This window comes from Gluconobacter sp. Dm-74 (genome assembly GCF_018256135.1).
GTDB classification, from domain to species: Bacteria; Pseudomonadota; Alphaproteobacteria; order Acetobacterales; family Acetobacteraceae; genus Gluconobacter; species Gluconobacter cadivus.
Genome location: NZ_JAERLX010000003.1, coordinates 55,706 through 70,480, shown reverse-complemented (window position 1 = coordinate 70,480; position 14,775 = coordinate 55,706). Strand labels below are relative to the sequence as shown.

9 protein-coding genes are annotated in these 14,775 nt (G+C 60.2%); 4 read left to right on the top strand and 5 right to left on the bottom strand.

Annotated features, from left to right (window positions below):
- Positions 1–12: 12 nt before the first annotated feature.
- The 3 genes from JK208_RS05845 (at position 13) to JK208_RS05835 (ending at position 5,750) form a co-directional block, all read left to right on the top strand.
- Entirely contained in the window at positions 13–1,263 is a 1,251-nt protein-coding gene (locus JK208_RS05845; protein WP_211574862.1) for a DNA repair exonuclease, read from the top strand.
- On the top strand, positions 1,263–4,673 hold the full coding sequence (locus JK208_RS05840) for an AAA family ATPase (protein WP_211574860.1): 3,411 nt from the start codon (positions 1,263–1,265) through the stop codon (positions 4,671–4,673). Before JK208_RS05845 ends, JK208_RS05840 begins: the two co-directional genes overlap by 1 nt.
- A gap of 210 nt (positions 4,674–4,883) precedes the next feature.
- Complete coding sequence (locus JK208_RS05835) at positions 4,884–5,750, top strand: helix-turn-helix domain-containing protein (protein WP_211574858.1); 867 nt, start codon at positions 4,884–4,886, stop codon at positions 5,748–5,750.
- On the opposite strand, the gene rfaE1 is transcribed toward JK208_RS05835, so the two are convergent.
- The 5 genes from rfaE1 to flgE all read right to left on the bottom strand — a co-directional run bounded on the left by rfaE1 (position 5,736) and on the right by flgE (position 13,184).
- Positions 5,736–7,175 (bottom strand): D-glycero-beta-D-manno-heptose-7-phosphate kinase, encoded by a 1,440-nt coding sequence (gene rfaE1, locus JK208_RS05830; RefSeq protein ID WP_211574856.1) that lies wholly within the window; start codon positions 7,173–7,175, stop codon positions 5,736–5,738. The genes JK208_RS05835 and rfaE1 overlap by 15 nt on opposite strands.
- A 129-nt stretch (positions 7,176–7,304) precedes the next feature.
- Positions 7,305–9,176 (bottom strand): molecular chaperone HtpG, encoded by a 1,872-nt coding sequence (gene htpG / locus JK208_RS05825; protein ID WP_211574854.1) that lies wholly within the window; start codon positions 9,174–9,176, stop codon positions 7,305–7,307.
- 78 nt (positions 9,177–9,254) lie between these two features.
- A complete protein-coding gene (locus JK208_RS05820) occupies positions 9,255–10,316 on the bottom strand; it encodes a flagellin (RefSeq protein ID WP_211574852.1) in 1,062 nt (353 codons plus the stop codon).
- 2 nt (positions 10,317–10,318) lie between these two features.
- The gene (flgK, locus tag JK208_RS05815; RefSeq protein ID WP_194261002.1) at positions 10,319–11,851 is read right to left on the bottom strand and encodes a flagellar hook-associated protein FlgK; all 1,533 of its coding nucleotides are present in this window, start codon (positions 11,849–11,851) and stop codon (positions 10,319–10,321) included.
- Between the two features lie 25 nt (positions 11,852–11,876).
- Positions 11,877–13,184 (bottom strand): flagellar hook protein FlgE, encoded by a 1,308-nt coding sequence (gene flgE, locus JK208_RS05810; protein ID WP_249201971.1) that lies wholly within the window; start codon positions 13,182–13,184, stop codon positions 11,877–11,879.
- A gap of 246 nt (positions 13,185–13,430) precedes the next feature.
- On the opposite strand from flgE, the gene JK208_RS05805 reads away from it, so the two are divergent.
- Positions 13,431–14,753 (top strand): MATE family efflux transporter, encoded by a 1,323-nt coding sequence (locus JK208_RS05805; protein ID WP_211575221.1) that lies wholly within the window; start codon positions 13,431–13,433, stop codon positions 14,751–14,753.
- The last annotated feature ends 22 nt before the right edge of the window (positions 14,754–14,775 follow it).

Sequence of the window (14,775 nt, the reverse complement as noted above, 5' to 3'; positions counted from 1 at the left end):
TAAACTTCGCGAATGTCCTCTTTCCGCTTTCTCCATGCCGCTGATATTCACCTCGACAGCCCCCTGAAGGGGCTGAGCCGTTACGAGGGGCTTCCCGAGACGGAAATCCGTGGATCCACGCGGCGCGCGCTGGATCGGCTTGTCGAGACAGCCCTGACTGAAAAAGTCGATTTCGTTATTCTGGCGGGGGACCTGTATGACGGGACCTGGCAGGATGTGGGGACCGGGCTTTACATGCTCAAGGCCCTGAGCCGACTGGTTCAGGCGGACATCCGGGTTGTGACGCTTTCGGGCAATCATGATGCGCAGTCGGTCATTGCGCGGGAACTGCCGCTGCCGGACGGGATCGACCATTTTTCCTATGAGGCCCCGCAGACATTTCATTGGCCGGAACTGGGCGTGGCGCTGCATGGACAGAGTTTTCGCGACCGTCATGTCCCGCATGATATGACGCGGGCCTATCCCGCGCCCATCGCGGGGTGTTTCAATATTGGTGTGCTGCATACGTCGCTGTCGGGGTATGGCGAGCACGAGACCTACGCGCCCTGCTCCGTCGAAACACTATCGGCGAAGGGATATGATTACTGGGCGCTGGGGCATGTGCATGCGCGCGAAATCGTCTGCGAGCATCCATGGATCGTGTTTCCGGGCGTGCTTCAGGGGCGTCATGCGCGCGAGACCGGAGCCTGTGGCTGTGCGCTGGTGAGTGTTGAGGACGGGATCGTCCGCTCGGTCGATTTCGTGAACTGTGATGTCGTGCGGTGGTGTCGGCTGGAGCTGGATGTCAGTGACATGCAGAGCATGGATGGCGTTCTGGGGGCCGCGCGACGGGAGATGGAACGCGCTCTTTCCCAAGCGGAAGGGCGCACGGTCATTGCGCGGATTGTACTGACGGGGCGCAGTGTTCTGCATGACCGGTTATGGGCGTCGCGCGGTTGGGAGGACGATCTGCGGGGCATTGCAGTGTCGATGGCGCAGGAGACCGCCGACGGGACGGCACAGATTGCTCTGGAGAAAATTCGCAACGAGACATCTGCGCCCCTTCGACAGAGCGACGTGGCAGAGACGCGGGAACTTGATTTGGCGCTGGACGGACTCATGCAGGACGAGGCGTTTCTGGCGTCCCTACCCGACGATTTCGAAGGATTTTTCTCTGCCCTGCCCTCCTGCGTGGAGCGTGACAGTCTGATGCCGGAGGGCCAGTTTCCACTTGAACAGGCGCGGGCGGCTTTAAGGGCGCGGTTGTTGGGGGAGACGGAATAATGCGGTTCGAACGCCTCGATCTTCTGCGTTATGGCGGTTTTCAGGAGACCACGCTGAATTTTCCGAAAGGAGCGCGGGACCTGCACGTTATTTATGGCGCGAATGAAGCCGGAAAATCGACGACGCTCTGTGCGATCCGGGATTTCCTGTTCGGGTTTCCGCATCATATCGCCGGGGATTGGATGACGGCGGCGTCGCTGCTGCGGGTCGGGGCCAGTCTGGAGCAGGATGGAACGGTTTTTGAGGGCGTGCGACGCCGGGGGCGGACACAGACACTGTTTGCGGCCGATGACAGGACGCCATTGGAGGATCTGCCATTGCGGAGCTGGCTGGGAGGGCTGGATTCGAAGGGGTTTGAGGCGGCCTGGGCGCTGGATCATACGCGGCTGCGCGACGGCGGCGAGGAAATGCGCCGCCTAAAAGACGATGCCGGACTTCAGATTCTGGCGGCCGGACTGGGACTTGAGGGTGTTGGAAAACTGAGTGCGCGGCTGCAGGAGGATGTTGGTTCGGAATGGAAATCTGGACGCGCACGTTCGGCGTTGCAACAGGCGAGACTGAAGTTGACGGCATTGCAGACGGCACTGCGGAGCGACGCCGTAACCGTCAAAAAACTATCCGTTGCCAATAAGGAACTTTCTGAATCAGAAACAGAAAACCGATCTTGCGATGCAGCGGCACAGGAACTTGGTGTACGTCGCAGAACCAATTCTCGACTGAAAATGACATCCGTTCCTTTTCAAAAACTAATTCAGACCGAAACGGAAATAGGATCTTTTCCGAGTTGGAATTTAACGATTGAGGATTGTATTCGATTTGAGAACATTCTTGAATCGTTGCAAAAAGAAACCCATAGCACCTCTGTTTTGCGACAGCGGTTCGAAGCGTTATGCGTCCAGATTCAAGACTTTGGCGACACCTCTCCTGTCCTTTTGGAACAGGACGCCATTCAGACGCTCCTGAAGCGCAGTGATCTGGTCGCGCGCCTTGAAACAAAGGTCGAAGAGCGGAAAATACGACTGACGCGGGATGCGATTTCTCTGGAACAGTTCTGGGCACGGCATGGCTGTGAGGCTAGTGCGTTGCCTACTCGGGAAGATTTGGACGATCTGGGTCAGAGGCTTCAGGCGCGGGAGGTGTTGCAGACGCAGGAAAAAGATCTTCGGGCGCGGCTTCAGGAAACGGAGCAGGCGCTGAATATTCTTCATCCCGTATCCGTTTCGGAAGCGGACGAAAAAATCCGTCCTGAAAATCTACGCCGGTTCCGGCTGGAACTGGATGAGGCCCGCAGTCTGGGCGCACTGGATGACCGGATCGACAGTCTTGCCGCCGAAGTCTTGCGGCTGGAAGACGCCACGGCTGCGGCTTATGGGGCGCTGATGCCGTGGCGCGCCAGCACGGCCGATCGCAAGGGAGAACTGACGGCACTTGGATTGCCGGACGGGACGGTTCTGGAAGAAGAAACGCGGCTCTGGGCAATGCTGGACGAGCAACGGCGCGTTGCACGGGACGAGGCGCAGGCGGCGGAAACGGAAGGGGCGCGTCTGGCGCAGAAGTGTCGACGTCTGGAAGAAGACGGTCAGGCCGTGTCGTGGGAGCAGCTTTCCGAGGCACGACAGGAACGCGATCAGTTCTGGCAGGGCATGGAGGATCAGTTTCACTCCGGCGACTGTCCCGCTCCTGCGACGCGGAAGGCGTTCGGGGTTCTGATCCAGAATGCGGACAGTCTGGCGGACCGGCGTCATGCTCATGCCGAGCAGTCGGCGCAGCTTGCGACCCTGTTGCGACAGAATGAGGATGTTACGCTTCGGGCGGAGGAAGCCCGTCGGCGAGGAATGCGGGCGCAGGACGAACTAGACCGCCGTCAGACCGCGTGGAGCGCTTTGCTGGAAACATTCGGGGCTCCGGTGCTGCCGCCTGCGTCTTTTCAGGTCTGGGTGGTTCGACGTCAGGAGGCTCTGACCGCGGAAGAGGCGTTGCAGAGCGCAAAAAAACAGCTTCAGGCCGAGACGGACAGCCGGACCGATATGAGCCGACGATTGCAGGTTTTTGGTGCGGAATCTGCGTCCGAACGACTGGCGGTTCAGATTCGGCAGGCGACGTCCTTGCTGGAGCAAGGAGAGGACGCGGCGCGGCAGGCGGATGCGCGGAAAAAGGACCGTCTTCAGCGGGAGGAGTCTTTGCTTAAAGACCGGGCAGCCCTGTCCGGCGTGGAGCAGAAGCTGGCGCTTTGGGAGGAAGACTGGGGCCGGGCATGTGGAGACTGCCGCTATCCGGGGCGGCCCGAGCAGGCTGATCTGCGGGATGTGGAAGAGGCGCTGACAATCCGGACGCGGCTGGACAGCGAGCAGAAAGAGCAGGACTCCGAAGCGCGCGATATCGCAGCGTTCCGTATGGAACTGGGCGTGTTTCTTCAGCGCTACGGGCAGGGATCTGCAGCAGAACTTGAACGGTTCCTGACGCTGGAGCAGGAGCGCGAGCAGGAACGGAAATCCGTTCTGCAGCAGCGTGCGGCTCTTGCAGACGAGATCGCGCAGTCCGATCTGCGGATTGTGGAACTGGAACAGGAGCTGGACCCCGTGCGGCGTCTTCTGGGTCTTGGGGCAGAGGACGACCTGCGTCATGCGCTATCCCGGGCACGGGAGCGGGCAGGGCTCTGCGACAGGCGCGACGAGTTGCAGGAGCAGATTCTTCAGGCCGGGAATGGCCGCTCCCTTGAGGCGCTTCTGGACGAAGCGCGCATGACGGACCCGGAGCAGCTTGAGCGGGACTTCGAGGAGATCGAAGCTGAAGCAATCGCACTGGATGCCCGCAAATCAGCGGTTATGGAACGACTGTTGCGGGCGCGGAGCGCGCTGGCGGAACTGGAAAATGCCCGTGGCGTGCGTGAGGTCGCGGAAGATATTCAGGAGACGGAAGCAGAAATTACCGAGCGGGCCAGCCGGTATGTTTCGCTCCGGCTTCAACAGTTGATGCTGTCACGGCTGGTGGAGCAGGGCCGTCAGCAGGCGCATGGACCTCTTCTGTCGCGGGCGGGGGCCCTGTTCTCACGTCTGACGCTTGGGCGGTACGAGGGACTTGTGACGGAAGAGAGCGGGTCGGACGGTCTGGTTCTGGCGGGGCAGCGCATGGCGAGCACGACGCCTGTTCCGGTTCACGCCATGAGCGAGGGCACACGCGATCAGCTTTATCTGGCTCTGCGTCTGGCATCAGTAGAACAGGCGCTGGAGCGGGGTATTCGTCTGCCATTTCTGGCGGATGATCTGTTCGTGACGTTCGATGAAGAACGGACGGGAGCGGGAATGGAGATACTCGCAGAGCTTTCAGAGAAAACGCAAGTTCTGTTTTTTACCCACCACGGGTATATTATAAATAATTTGAAAGAAATTCCATATTCTATAGAAATATAATTCTTTTTATAAAAAAATATTTACTTTGTTTGAGGGCTACGCTTCAGACATCCAGAGCACGTCCTTTGGCGACACAGTATGAAATACGAGACAACTATTTCCATTTTGGCTGATTTTCCCTATATCCAGCCCGTTATGGTTGTTTCAATTGGCTTTACTACTGAAAATGGTGTTTAACGGAATCTCAACATTCTTCTCCAGAGCATGGTCGTGACTGACATCCCTCACGGCAGCCTGAATGCCCAACGCATCATTCCGCTGGCGACGCTTGCGGCCTCTCCCCGCGGGATGGACCCGTCTGTCGTTCGTCTTCGCACGGCGCTGTCACCGGCAATTGCCACTCTTCTGGATCAGGGTCGGACGGTTGTGGTGCTGTCTCGGCAGTCCACGGGCAAGTTGTATCTGGACCCGCACCAGTTCTCCACACTCGCCAAACCGCCCGGCATCGAGCCCACGGCTGATGTCTTTCTGCTCAGTGTGGCGCGTCAGGCATTGTTGCGACATCTTCCCATGCTTTCGGGCCTGCCCCCGCTGTCGTTTGATCTGGCGCGGGGGCCAGGGGCTTTTCTGCTGGCCGAGGCTTCCATGCTTGAATCTGGCGTTCTGGACGATGCCATCCCCCAGACGCGTCAGCGCCTTTTGCAACATGTCACGGATCTGATGATCACGACAATTCTGGATTGTTTGGATCTGGAAGTCAGCGTGGCGGGACGCCGGCGGCATCGGCAGAGGCATATCCGGCGTCATATTGAATCACGGCTGCACGAGCATGATCTGACTCCGCAGAGCATTGCGGAGGCTTCCGGGATTTCGACACGGGCGCTTTACCAGCTTTTCGACGGGGAAGAAGGCGCAGTTGCGGGCTGGATTCTGAACCGTCGGTTGGAGCGCATTCACTCGGATCTGACAAACCCGGCCCATGATGCGCTCCCGATTGCTCAAATCGCTCTAAACCACGGCTTTCGCAATGCCGCGCATTTCTCCCGGCGTTTCAGGCAGAAATTCGGTGCGTCTCCACGTGAAATCCGGCAGCGGGCGGCCATGAGGCCGGGGACACGGGCCTCAGGCCGGGGTTGACTGCATTCCTTTGACGAGGCGTGTGGTAGATTGGCCGTCCACGAGGTCCACCAGCACCACCTTGCCGCCATATCCCTTCACCACATCGGCACCAACGACCTGATCTTCCGTATAATCCGCCCCTTTGACGAGAATATCGGGCTTCAGGGTGCGGATGACGTCGAGCGGGGTGTCGTCGTCGAACAACACGACCAGATCGACCGCACGCAGGGCGCCGATCACCCTGGCTCGGGCGTCTTCCTTCTGAATCGGACGGGTTGGCCCTTTGAGACGGCTGACGGAACTGTCGGTATTGAGGGCCACAATGAGGCGGTCTCCTGCGCGGGCTGCCGCCTGAAGCAGGCTGACATGTCCCGGATGGACCAGATCGAAGCACCCATTCGTGAACACGACTTTTGCACCATGCCGCTGCCAGCTTTCCACGATACGGGCAGCCTGTTTGACCGGAACAAGCGCGCCTGTTTCAGGCATTTCCTGAAGAAGTTCGCGGGAGAGTTCTTCGCGGGAGACGGTGGCGGTGCCAAATTTGCTGACAGACAGGGCGGCCGCGGCTGTCGCGATGACAACGGCAGTTTCCAGCGTCTGATCGGCAGACAGCACTGCGGCGACCGTGGCGACGACGGTATCTCCGGCGCCGGAAACATCGAACACTTCGGATTTGCGGCTGGCGACATGCAGTGGGGTCGCGTCACGCTGCCACAGCGTCATGCCGTCTTCCGAACGGGTGACGAGAACGTCGCCGCCGAACTGGCGGGAGAGGATTTCAGCGACCTTCAGGACATCGTCATCCGTCCGGACAGACAATCCGCTCGCCTGTTCCGCTTCGATCCGGTTGGGCGTCACGAGTGTGGCACCGGCATAGGCATCCAGCGTGCGTCTTTTGGGATCGACAATGACAGGAATGCCTTTGGCACGTCCCGCTGCAATGATGACCTTCAGGACCTCATCCGTCAGAACGCCTTTGGCATAGTCCGAGCAGACGAGCACGTCCGAAAGCTCAATCGCGCGGAGGGCTTCTTCCATGAGGCGCTTTTGAAGTGTGTCGGAAAGGGGGGTCAGTTTTTCGACGTCGATGCGCACAATCTGCTGGCGACCACTGACGACGCGGGTCTTGGTAATGGTCGTCCAGTCCGGAGCAGAGACGATCCCGTCCGTCTGGATGCTAGGCCAGAGGTTCAGACTGTCTTTCAGTCGCTGGGCCGACTCATCCTCGCCGACGAGACCGACAAGATGCACCTGCGCCCCCAGAGCGGCAGCATTGACCGCAACATTTGCGGCTCCGCCCGGCACGCAGCGCAGGCCATCATGCAGGACGACGGGGACCGGGGCTTCAGGAGAAATACGGCTGACATCTCCTGAGATATACTGATCCAGCAGCAGATCGCCGATGATCGTTATGCGGCCAAAGCGGAAATCGTCGATCACGGTCTGCTACTCCTTCAATCATGCACCTGTTCCATATCTCACCGGAACTTAGCAAAAAGAAAAGGCGAGGAATAAAATCCCTCGCCTTTGATGGATAGGAACGAAACGAATGCTGCGTTCAGATCCGCTTTATCCGACGGCCGGCCCCGCCAGCAGCGTGGCGAGCGAACGGCCGAAACCGGTCGGGTCAGGCAGGGGTTCGCCTTCCTGCACACGCGCCAGATCCAGCAGGACGCTGGCATAGGCGGTGATACTCTCGCCCTTTGCAACACGCTCGGCCAGAGCCTTGATGAGCGGGTGCTTCGGGTTAATTTCGAGGATCGGCGGCATGGCGGGCATAGCTTGACCCGAGCGGCGCATCAGGCGCTGCATCGACAGGTCCGGGCCGCCATCGGATGTGATAACGACGGCGCTTCCCGTCAGACGCACCGTGCTGCGAACGTCCTTGACCTGCTCGCCAAGGGCGTCCTTGAGGGCCGGAACCAGCTTTTCGACATCCGCGGCTTCGGTCGTGTCGGCATCCGTGGATTCAAATTTTTCCAGATCGCCATGGGAATGGGCGACGGAACGCAGCGGCTTGTCCTGATAGGAGGACAGGCGCTCCGGCCAGAAGCCATCAACCGGATCGGACAGCAGCAGGACTTCAAGACCCCGGGCGCGGAAGCCTTCAAGCTGGGCAGAGGATTTCAGTGCGTCAAGATTGTCGCCGGTCAGGTAATAGATGGCGTCCTGACCATCCTTCATGCGCGCAATATAGTCGTCCAGCGTGACGAGATCGTCGCCCTGGGTGGAATGGAAACGGGCGAAACCGGCGATTTCCGTCCGGTGTTCGGCGTCTTCCCACAGGCCTTCCTTGATGACCGCGCCGAAGTTTTCCCAGAACGTGTTGAAACCGCCCTCGGCGTCCTTCGCACGGTTGCGAATCTCGGTCAGGACACGCTTGGTGACCGCTTTACGGATGCGGGCCAGAACCGGGGTGGCCTGAAGCATTTCACGCGAAACGTTGAGCGGCAGGTCTTCCGTATCGACCACGCCCTGCACGAAGCGCATCCAGTTCGGAACCAGTTCCGCTTCGTCGGTGATGAACATCCGGCGGACATGGAGATGAATCCGGCTTTCGCGGGACTGTTCCATGAAGTCGAACGGGCGGGCGCTGGGCAGGAACAGCAGGGCCGTGAATTCGGTCACGCCTTCCGCGCGCCAGTGCAGCGTCGCATAGGGTTCGTCGAAAGCGTGGGAAATGTGCCGGTAGAACTCGGCATACTGCTCCGGCGTGATGTCGGATTTCGGCTTGCTCCACAGGGCCGTGCCTTCATTGGCGGCCTGATCTTCCGTGGTGCCGTCTTCCTTGGTTTCACGCAGGGTGATGGGCCAGGAGATGTGGTCCGCCCATTTGCGGATGATGGATTTCAGGCGCCAGCTGTCGAGGAACTCGTCGGCGTCGTCCTTCATATGCAGGACGATGTCGGTGCCCGGCGTTGAGCGGGACGCGGGGCTCAGCGTGAAGGCGCCCTTGCCGTCCGAAGACCAGGTCCAGGCCTGATCGGAGCCGGCCTTGCGGGAGGTAACCTCCACACGGTCCGCGACCATGAAGGCTGCGTAGAACCCGACGCCGAACTGACCGATCAGGTTCGGGCGGTCTTCAGGCTTTGCCGAATTCAGCTTTTCTCCGAAAGCGCGCGTGCCGGAGCGGGCGATCGTGCCAAGGTTCTGGGCCAGTTCGTCATGGGTCATGCCCACGCCGTCATCGGAGATTGTCAGCTCTTTCTGGCTCTTGTTCGGATTGATGCGGATGGACGCATTCTCGGGAAGCGCCACAGCACTGTCTGTCAGGGCTTCGAAACGGCGTTTGTCCGTCGCGTCCGCCGCATTGGCGACGAGTTCGCGCAGAAAGATTTCACGATCCGAGTAAAGGGCATGGACCACAAGGTCCAGCAGCCGTCCAACCTCTGCACTGAACTCATGCTTTTCGGCGGCCTGCTGGGTGTTCGTTTCACTCATTTCATCAATCTCCGTTTAGGAAAGTGATCTTGATATGCGATGTCACAATCGGTTTTTCAACCGGGATCAAAGGCCTGATCAGAGGTAAGAAGCCAGCGTCATGCCTTTCATGTCCGCGATCAGGGAATAGGACGCCTGAAGCTGGTTGTTGGTATCCGTCACCTGCGTGGAAACCTGCGCAAGATCAGCGTCTTTCACCTGACCGAGCTGGGTCGTCAAAGCCGAAGACATCTGGGTCAGCATGGCGGTCTGGTTGGTCAGGCTGTTCTGCTGGACCCCGAGCAGGCCGCTCATGGTGCCAAGGCCGCTCGTAACCGTGCTCATGGAACTCTGAAGGCCGGAAATCAGGCTGGCGTAGTCGGTGGTGCTGGTGGACGACGAGCCTAGGGAAGCGACCACCATCAGATTGCGCATGAGATCGCGGATCGGGGAAGTGGTGGACGTGGATGTCGCGCCCTGTGTGGCGACCATCCCGACGGACACCGTTTCAGACTGTCCGACGACGATGCGCGTGTTCTGCTGCTGTGCCTGATCGGGCGATGTGGACAGCGTGGCCGAGAAAGGCTGACCGACAGCCGTATTGCTGGCCAGATTTTCCGTTGTGCTGAGCACATCCGCTGCGTTGGTCGAGCCGAGCTGGCTGACTGTTTTGGCAATCTGGGTCGCGAAGTCCGACGTGCCCAAATCCGTGCTGACGGGAGCGGTCGTGTTCTGCTGCCCGGCGAAGACGTAGCTGTCGCCCTGCCGGGTGTTGAGCAGGTTGCCGAGAGAGGTCAGCGCCGACTGGGCGGCAGAGGCAGCCGTCGTGACGGTTGAATAAGACAGCGTGCTGCCGAGAGTGGAAAGCGAACTCGTCAGGTCTTGGGCGATGGTGGAAATCTGGGACAGGGCGCTTTGTGTTGTGGTCAGCGTCGTCTGGGCGTTCGTGACGTTGCTCTTCCAGGCGGAAACCTGCGTGATGGCGGGCTGAAGCGCGAGGGCCTGTGTCCGCGAAGACCCGAGATCGGCATAGCTGCTGGCGAGCACGCCGGTGCTGGTCTGAAGCTGAAGGGCGTCTTTCGCCTGCGACAGATTCTGGACGCCGAGAAGGAGCTGGCTGGAGATTCCGCCAAAGCCGAAGCTGGAGATGGTTCCGGTCATGATCAGGTTCCGATTGCGCTCAGCAGGGCGCTGAACATTGTCTGGACGGTCGAAACAACCTTGGCGTTGGCAGCGTAGGCGTTCTGGAGCGTGACGATATTCGCCATTTCCGTGTCGATGGAGACGGTGGACGTTCCGGACAGATTGGACGTCAGGCTGGTCTGCGTTGTCTGCGACAGGGCAAGGCCGCTGCTTGCATCGCTGGCCGTGGCGGCCTGATTGGCGGTCAGGGAGGTCGCAAGGGAAATGATTTTCTGGTTGCCCGTGTATCCGGTGGACAGGGTTCCGGTCATTCCGAGATTTGTGCTGGGCGCGGCCGTCTGGGCGGTTCCGGAAGCATCGGAGGTTGTGCCGAACGTATAGCTCAGGACGTTTTGGATGGTCTGCGTGCCGGACGTCGTGCTGTCGAGCAGTTTGGATGGGTCGCTGGAATAGGTGCTGGACACGCTGATGTCCTGCGAAAAGCCGACGCTTCCGGTGGGAATAAGGTCTGTCTGGGAGGTTCCCGGAACAACGCCGTTTGTGCCCGATGTCGTGAACAGGGACATACCCTGAGCCTGAAAACGGGTGGCGACCGTCGAAGACAGGGAGTCCAGCTGCGCCTGCATGGTGGGGAGTGTTGTATCGCGCAGGGTGATGTTTGCGCCCAGCGTCCCGCCCGTCAGATGCGTGGTGACATCGCGGCCGTTCAGGGTGATGGCGGGAATGGTGTTGCTGGACGATGTGCCGGGATAGGTCGTGCTGACCGAAATCTGAGCGGACGACGTGGTGAGCGGCCATGTGGACGAGACGGTCGCGCCACTGGAACTGCTGGTGTCACGCGTGGGCAGGGTGACGCCGTCGGCCGTGGCGATGGTCATGTCGCCGTTTGCGGACTCGGACCATGAGACGGAAAGCTCGGAGGACAGGGAGGAGAGGGCTGTATAGCGCTGGTTTTCCAGCGCGGCCGTGTCCTGACCGGTGCTTTTGAGGTTCATGATCTTGGTGGACAGGGTGCCGATCGTGGTGAGGTCGGTATTGATGTCCGAGACCGAAGAAACGACAGCATTCTGGGCCGTTTGACGCTGGGTCTGATAGGCCGAAGCCAGCGTATTGACGGACTGGGCGAAGGTAGACGCTGCGGAGACAACCGTGCTCTGAGCCGATGCGCTATCAGGGGTGGAGGTCAGGGATGTCAGGGCGGACTGAAGATTGCCCAGTTCATCCGAAAGCGTTCCGCTGCTGCCGGATGTGGCGCTGGTGGAGCCCTGAAGCGCTGTGATGTTGGACAGGGAATTGCTGGTGGCCGTGTAGGCCGCCACATCCGCGTTCTGGGCGTAAAGCGCCTTCTGGACCTGCTGGTTGGTCGCGAGTGTGGTGGCAGCAGTGCGGACACCGTTGCCTGTATTGCCAGCCACGCTCGACTGGACGTTGGCGCTTTCCTTGATATAGCCGCTTGTCCCTGCATTGGAGACGTTGTTGGAGGCAACGGCCATGGCATTCTGAACGACATTCAGGCCGGAAGTTGCAATCGAGAGTGCGCTGTTCAGTCCCATAGATCCGGTGTCCCTTCAGTCGTGCTTACTGGATCATTGCCAGGGTTGTCTGAAGAAGCTGGTCGGCCGTGGAGACGACTTTCGTGTTCGCGCCATAGGCCTGCTGGGCCACGATCAGCTTGCTGAGATCGCCAGTCAGATCGGTTGTGGAGTCTTCGACCGAGGCCGTGCTCAAGGTGCCAGCACCATTGGTATTGACGGCGTTGATCTGCGGGGTGCCGGACTGGGACGTGGCGGTGTAGGCCTGTCCGTTCTGGGGAGACAGGTTGTTCGGACTGGCGAAGGTTGTCAGCGGGATCTTGGCGACGAGCTGGGAGTAGCCGTTGTCAAACGTCGCCATGACCGAGCCGTCCGTCTGCATGGAAATGCCGGAGAACGTGCCGGTGGTCACGCTGTCGGACACCGCCGTAACGCCGGTCGGAGTTGAGCCGTCCGTTGCGAGGCTGACGCCGCTCGTGCCGCCGATGGTTCCGAGACTGACGGTCATGTCCTGGGGTGAGCCGTCATATTCGAAGCTGGCGGTAGAGCCAGAGGCCTGGCTTTGTCCGTTGACGGAGGCAATCGCGCCGGTGGAGGAATCGAACGTCACGGTCGCGCTGTTGGTCGCGTCACTGGGATTACTGACGGTCCAGGTCGTGGCGTTCACCTGCGTCCAGTTCAGGGAGACGGTCTGGGCGTTGCCTTTGCTGTCATAGGCCGTAGCCGACGTCGTAGCGCTTCCGCCACTGGAAGTGGCGGTGCTGCCGATCTGGCCGGTCAGGGTCAGCTTCGTGCTTTCCGTCGGCTGGAATTTGACGGTGGAGGGCACCTGAATGGGGCTGAGGGCCGTACTCAGGGTGCCTGTGGAGGCGTTGACATTGTAACCTTCGAGGTAATAGCCTGACGTGTTGACCAGATAGCCGTTCTTGTCCTGCGAGAAGTCACCATTGCGGGTGTAATACTGCTGTGTGCCGAGGACTGGGGTGCTGTCGTTGCTCTGGCCGGTGGCCTGCACGACGTTGAAGAAGCCGTTTCCCGAAATGGCGAGGGCCGTGCTGTTGGTCGAGGTCGTCACCATACCCTGGTTGTCGTTGTGCTGGCGGGTGGTAGCGACGACGCTGTCGCTCAGGGCTTCGCCGTCACTGGCCAGTTCGTTGTTGGTGACGTAGTCCTCGAAGCTGGTGGTGCTGGCCTTGTAACCGGTGGTCTGGCTGTTGGCGATGTTGTTGGACAGGTCGCTGAAGGCGTGTGACTGCGAGTTCAGGCCGCTGACGGCAGTGTGAACTGCATTGATGATCGAGGACATGGCATACTCCCGGACATGCAACAGGCTGCGGGTCGTATGCCCGAGCATCGCTACCGAGGATTCCACACCGGATATTAAAGAAGTCCTTACAAGCGCAAAAAGGGCGGATTCGCCTACTGTTACGAACAGAGACAGAGTAAAGACCGGGGCGAAAAAACGCTGTCGGCCTCTGGTTCTCCTTCCCTGAAACGGGCATGATACAGGGACATGCCAGAGCCAGATGACGACCCCAAAAAGCCCTGTATTCCCGACGATTCCCCGGTAAGACCGGCCAGATTCGTTCATGGCAGCATCATGCGTCATGTCGTGACGATGGCCGGGACCGGGGCGATCGGGCTGATGGCCGTGTTTGCCGTGGATCTGCTCAATTACGGTTATATTTCGCATCTGCATGACAAGACACTGACGGCGGCGATCGCGTTTGCGACGGCGGTCAGCTACGTGCAGGTATCGGTTTCCATCGGGATGACGATCGGGCTTGGGGCCTGCACGGGGCGGCTGATCGGGGCGTGTCAGCATGCCGAGGCGCGTCGGATGGCCTCGGCGTTTCTGGTGGTCATGGTGGCGATTGCGGCCGTTCTGGGCCTGTTGACGGCGACCTTTGCCATGCCTCTGCTGGGCTTGCTGGGCGCGCATGGCGAGGCGCAGGAGCATGCCGCCACGTTCCTGCACATCGTGTCACCGGCGCTGCCGCTTGTGTGTCTTGGGATGGCGCTTTCATCGCTGCTGCGGGCAGTGGGAGATGCCAAACGCTCGATGCGGGTGACGCTGACGGGGGCGGCTGTGTCCGCGTGTCTGGACCCGATCATGATTTTCGGGCTGCATCTGGGACTTGAGGGGGCAGCGATCAGCACGGTTCTGGCGCGGCTGGCCATTACGGCAAGCGGATTTCTGAATCTTCGGGGCCATGCCATGCTGGAATGGCCACAGCGTTCCGCTTTCGGGCCGTCCACGCGGCTGATTGGCGGGATTGCGGTTCCGGCGATTGCGACCAATCTGGCGACCCCGACGGGCGCGCTGTTCGTGACGCATGCGATGGCGCGGTTCGGGCTTAATGCCGTTTCGGGACAGGCGACCATTGACCGGATCGTACCGGTAGCATTTTCGCTGGTTTTCGCACTGACGGGGTCGGTCGGGCCGATCATGGCGCAGAACCTTGGCGCACGGCAGATCCATCGCGTGCAGGAGGCGCTTCTGGCGGCGCTGAAGCTGACGGCGCTATGTGTGGGCGTGACATGGCTGGTTCTGGCGGGGGCGCACACTTATATCATCCAGCTTTTTGAGCTTCAGGGTGTGGGCGTGGACATCGTGCGGCTGTTCTGCTGCTGGCTGGTGCTGAGTTACATGTTCGTCGGATTGCTGTTTGTGGCCAATACGGCCTTCAACAATCTGGGGCACCCGTTCTATTCCACGGGTTTCAACTGGGGCCGGGCGACGCTGGGGACCATTCCGTTCGTCTGGATCGGGTCGGCTTATGGGCCGGTCGGGATACTGGTCGGGCAGTCGCTGGGCGTGGTGCTGTTTGGTAGTCTCGCGGTCGTGACGGCATTCCGGGTGATCCGGAAGCTGGAGCCAGGGATTATAGAGCCGTCATCAGGCGTGCCGCCGCGTCTCTGAAAGTCAGCATTCTGACCCGCAT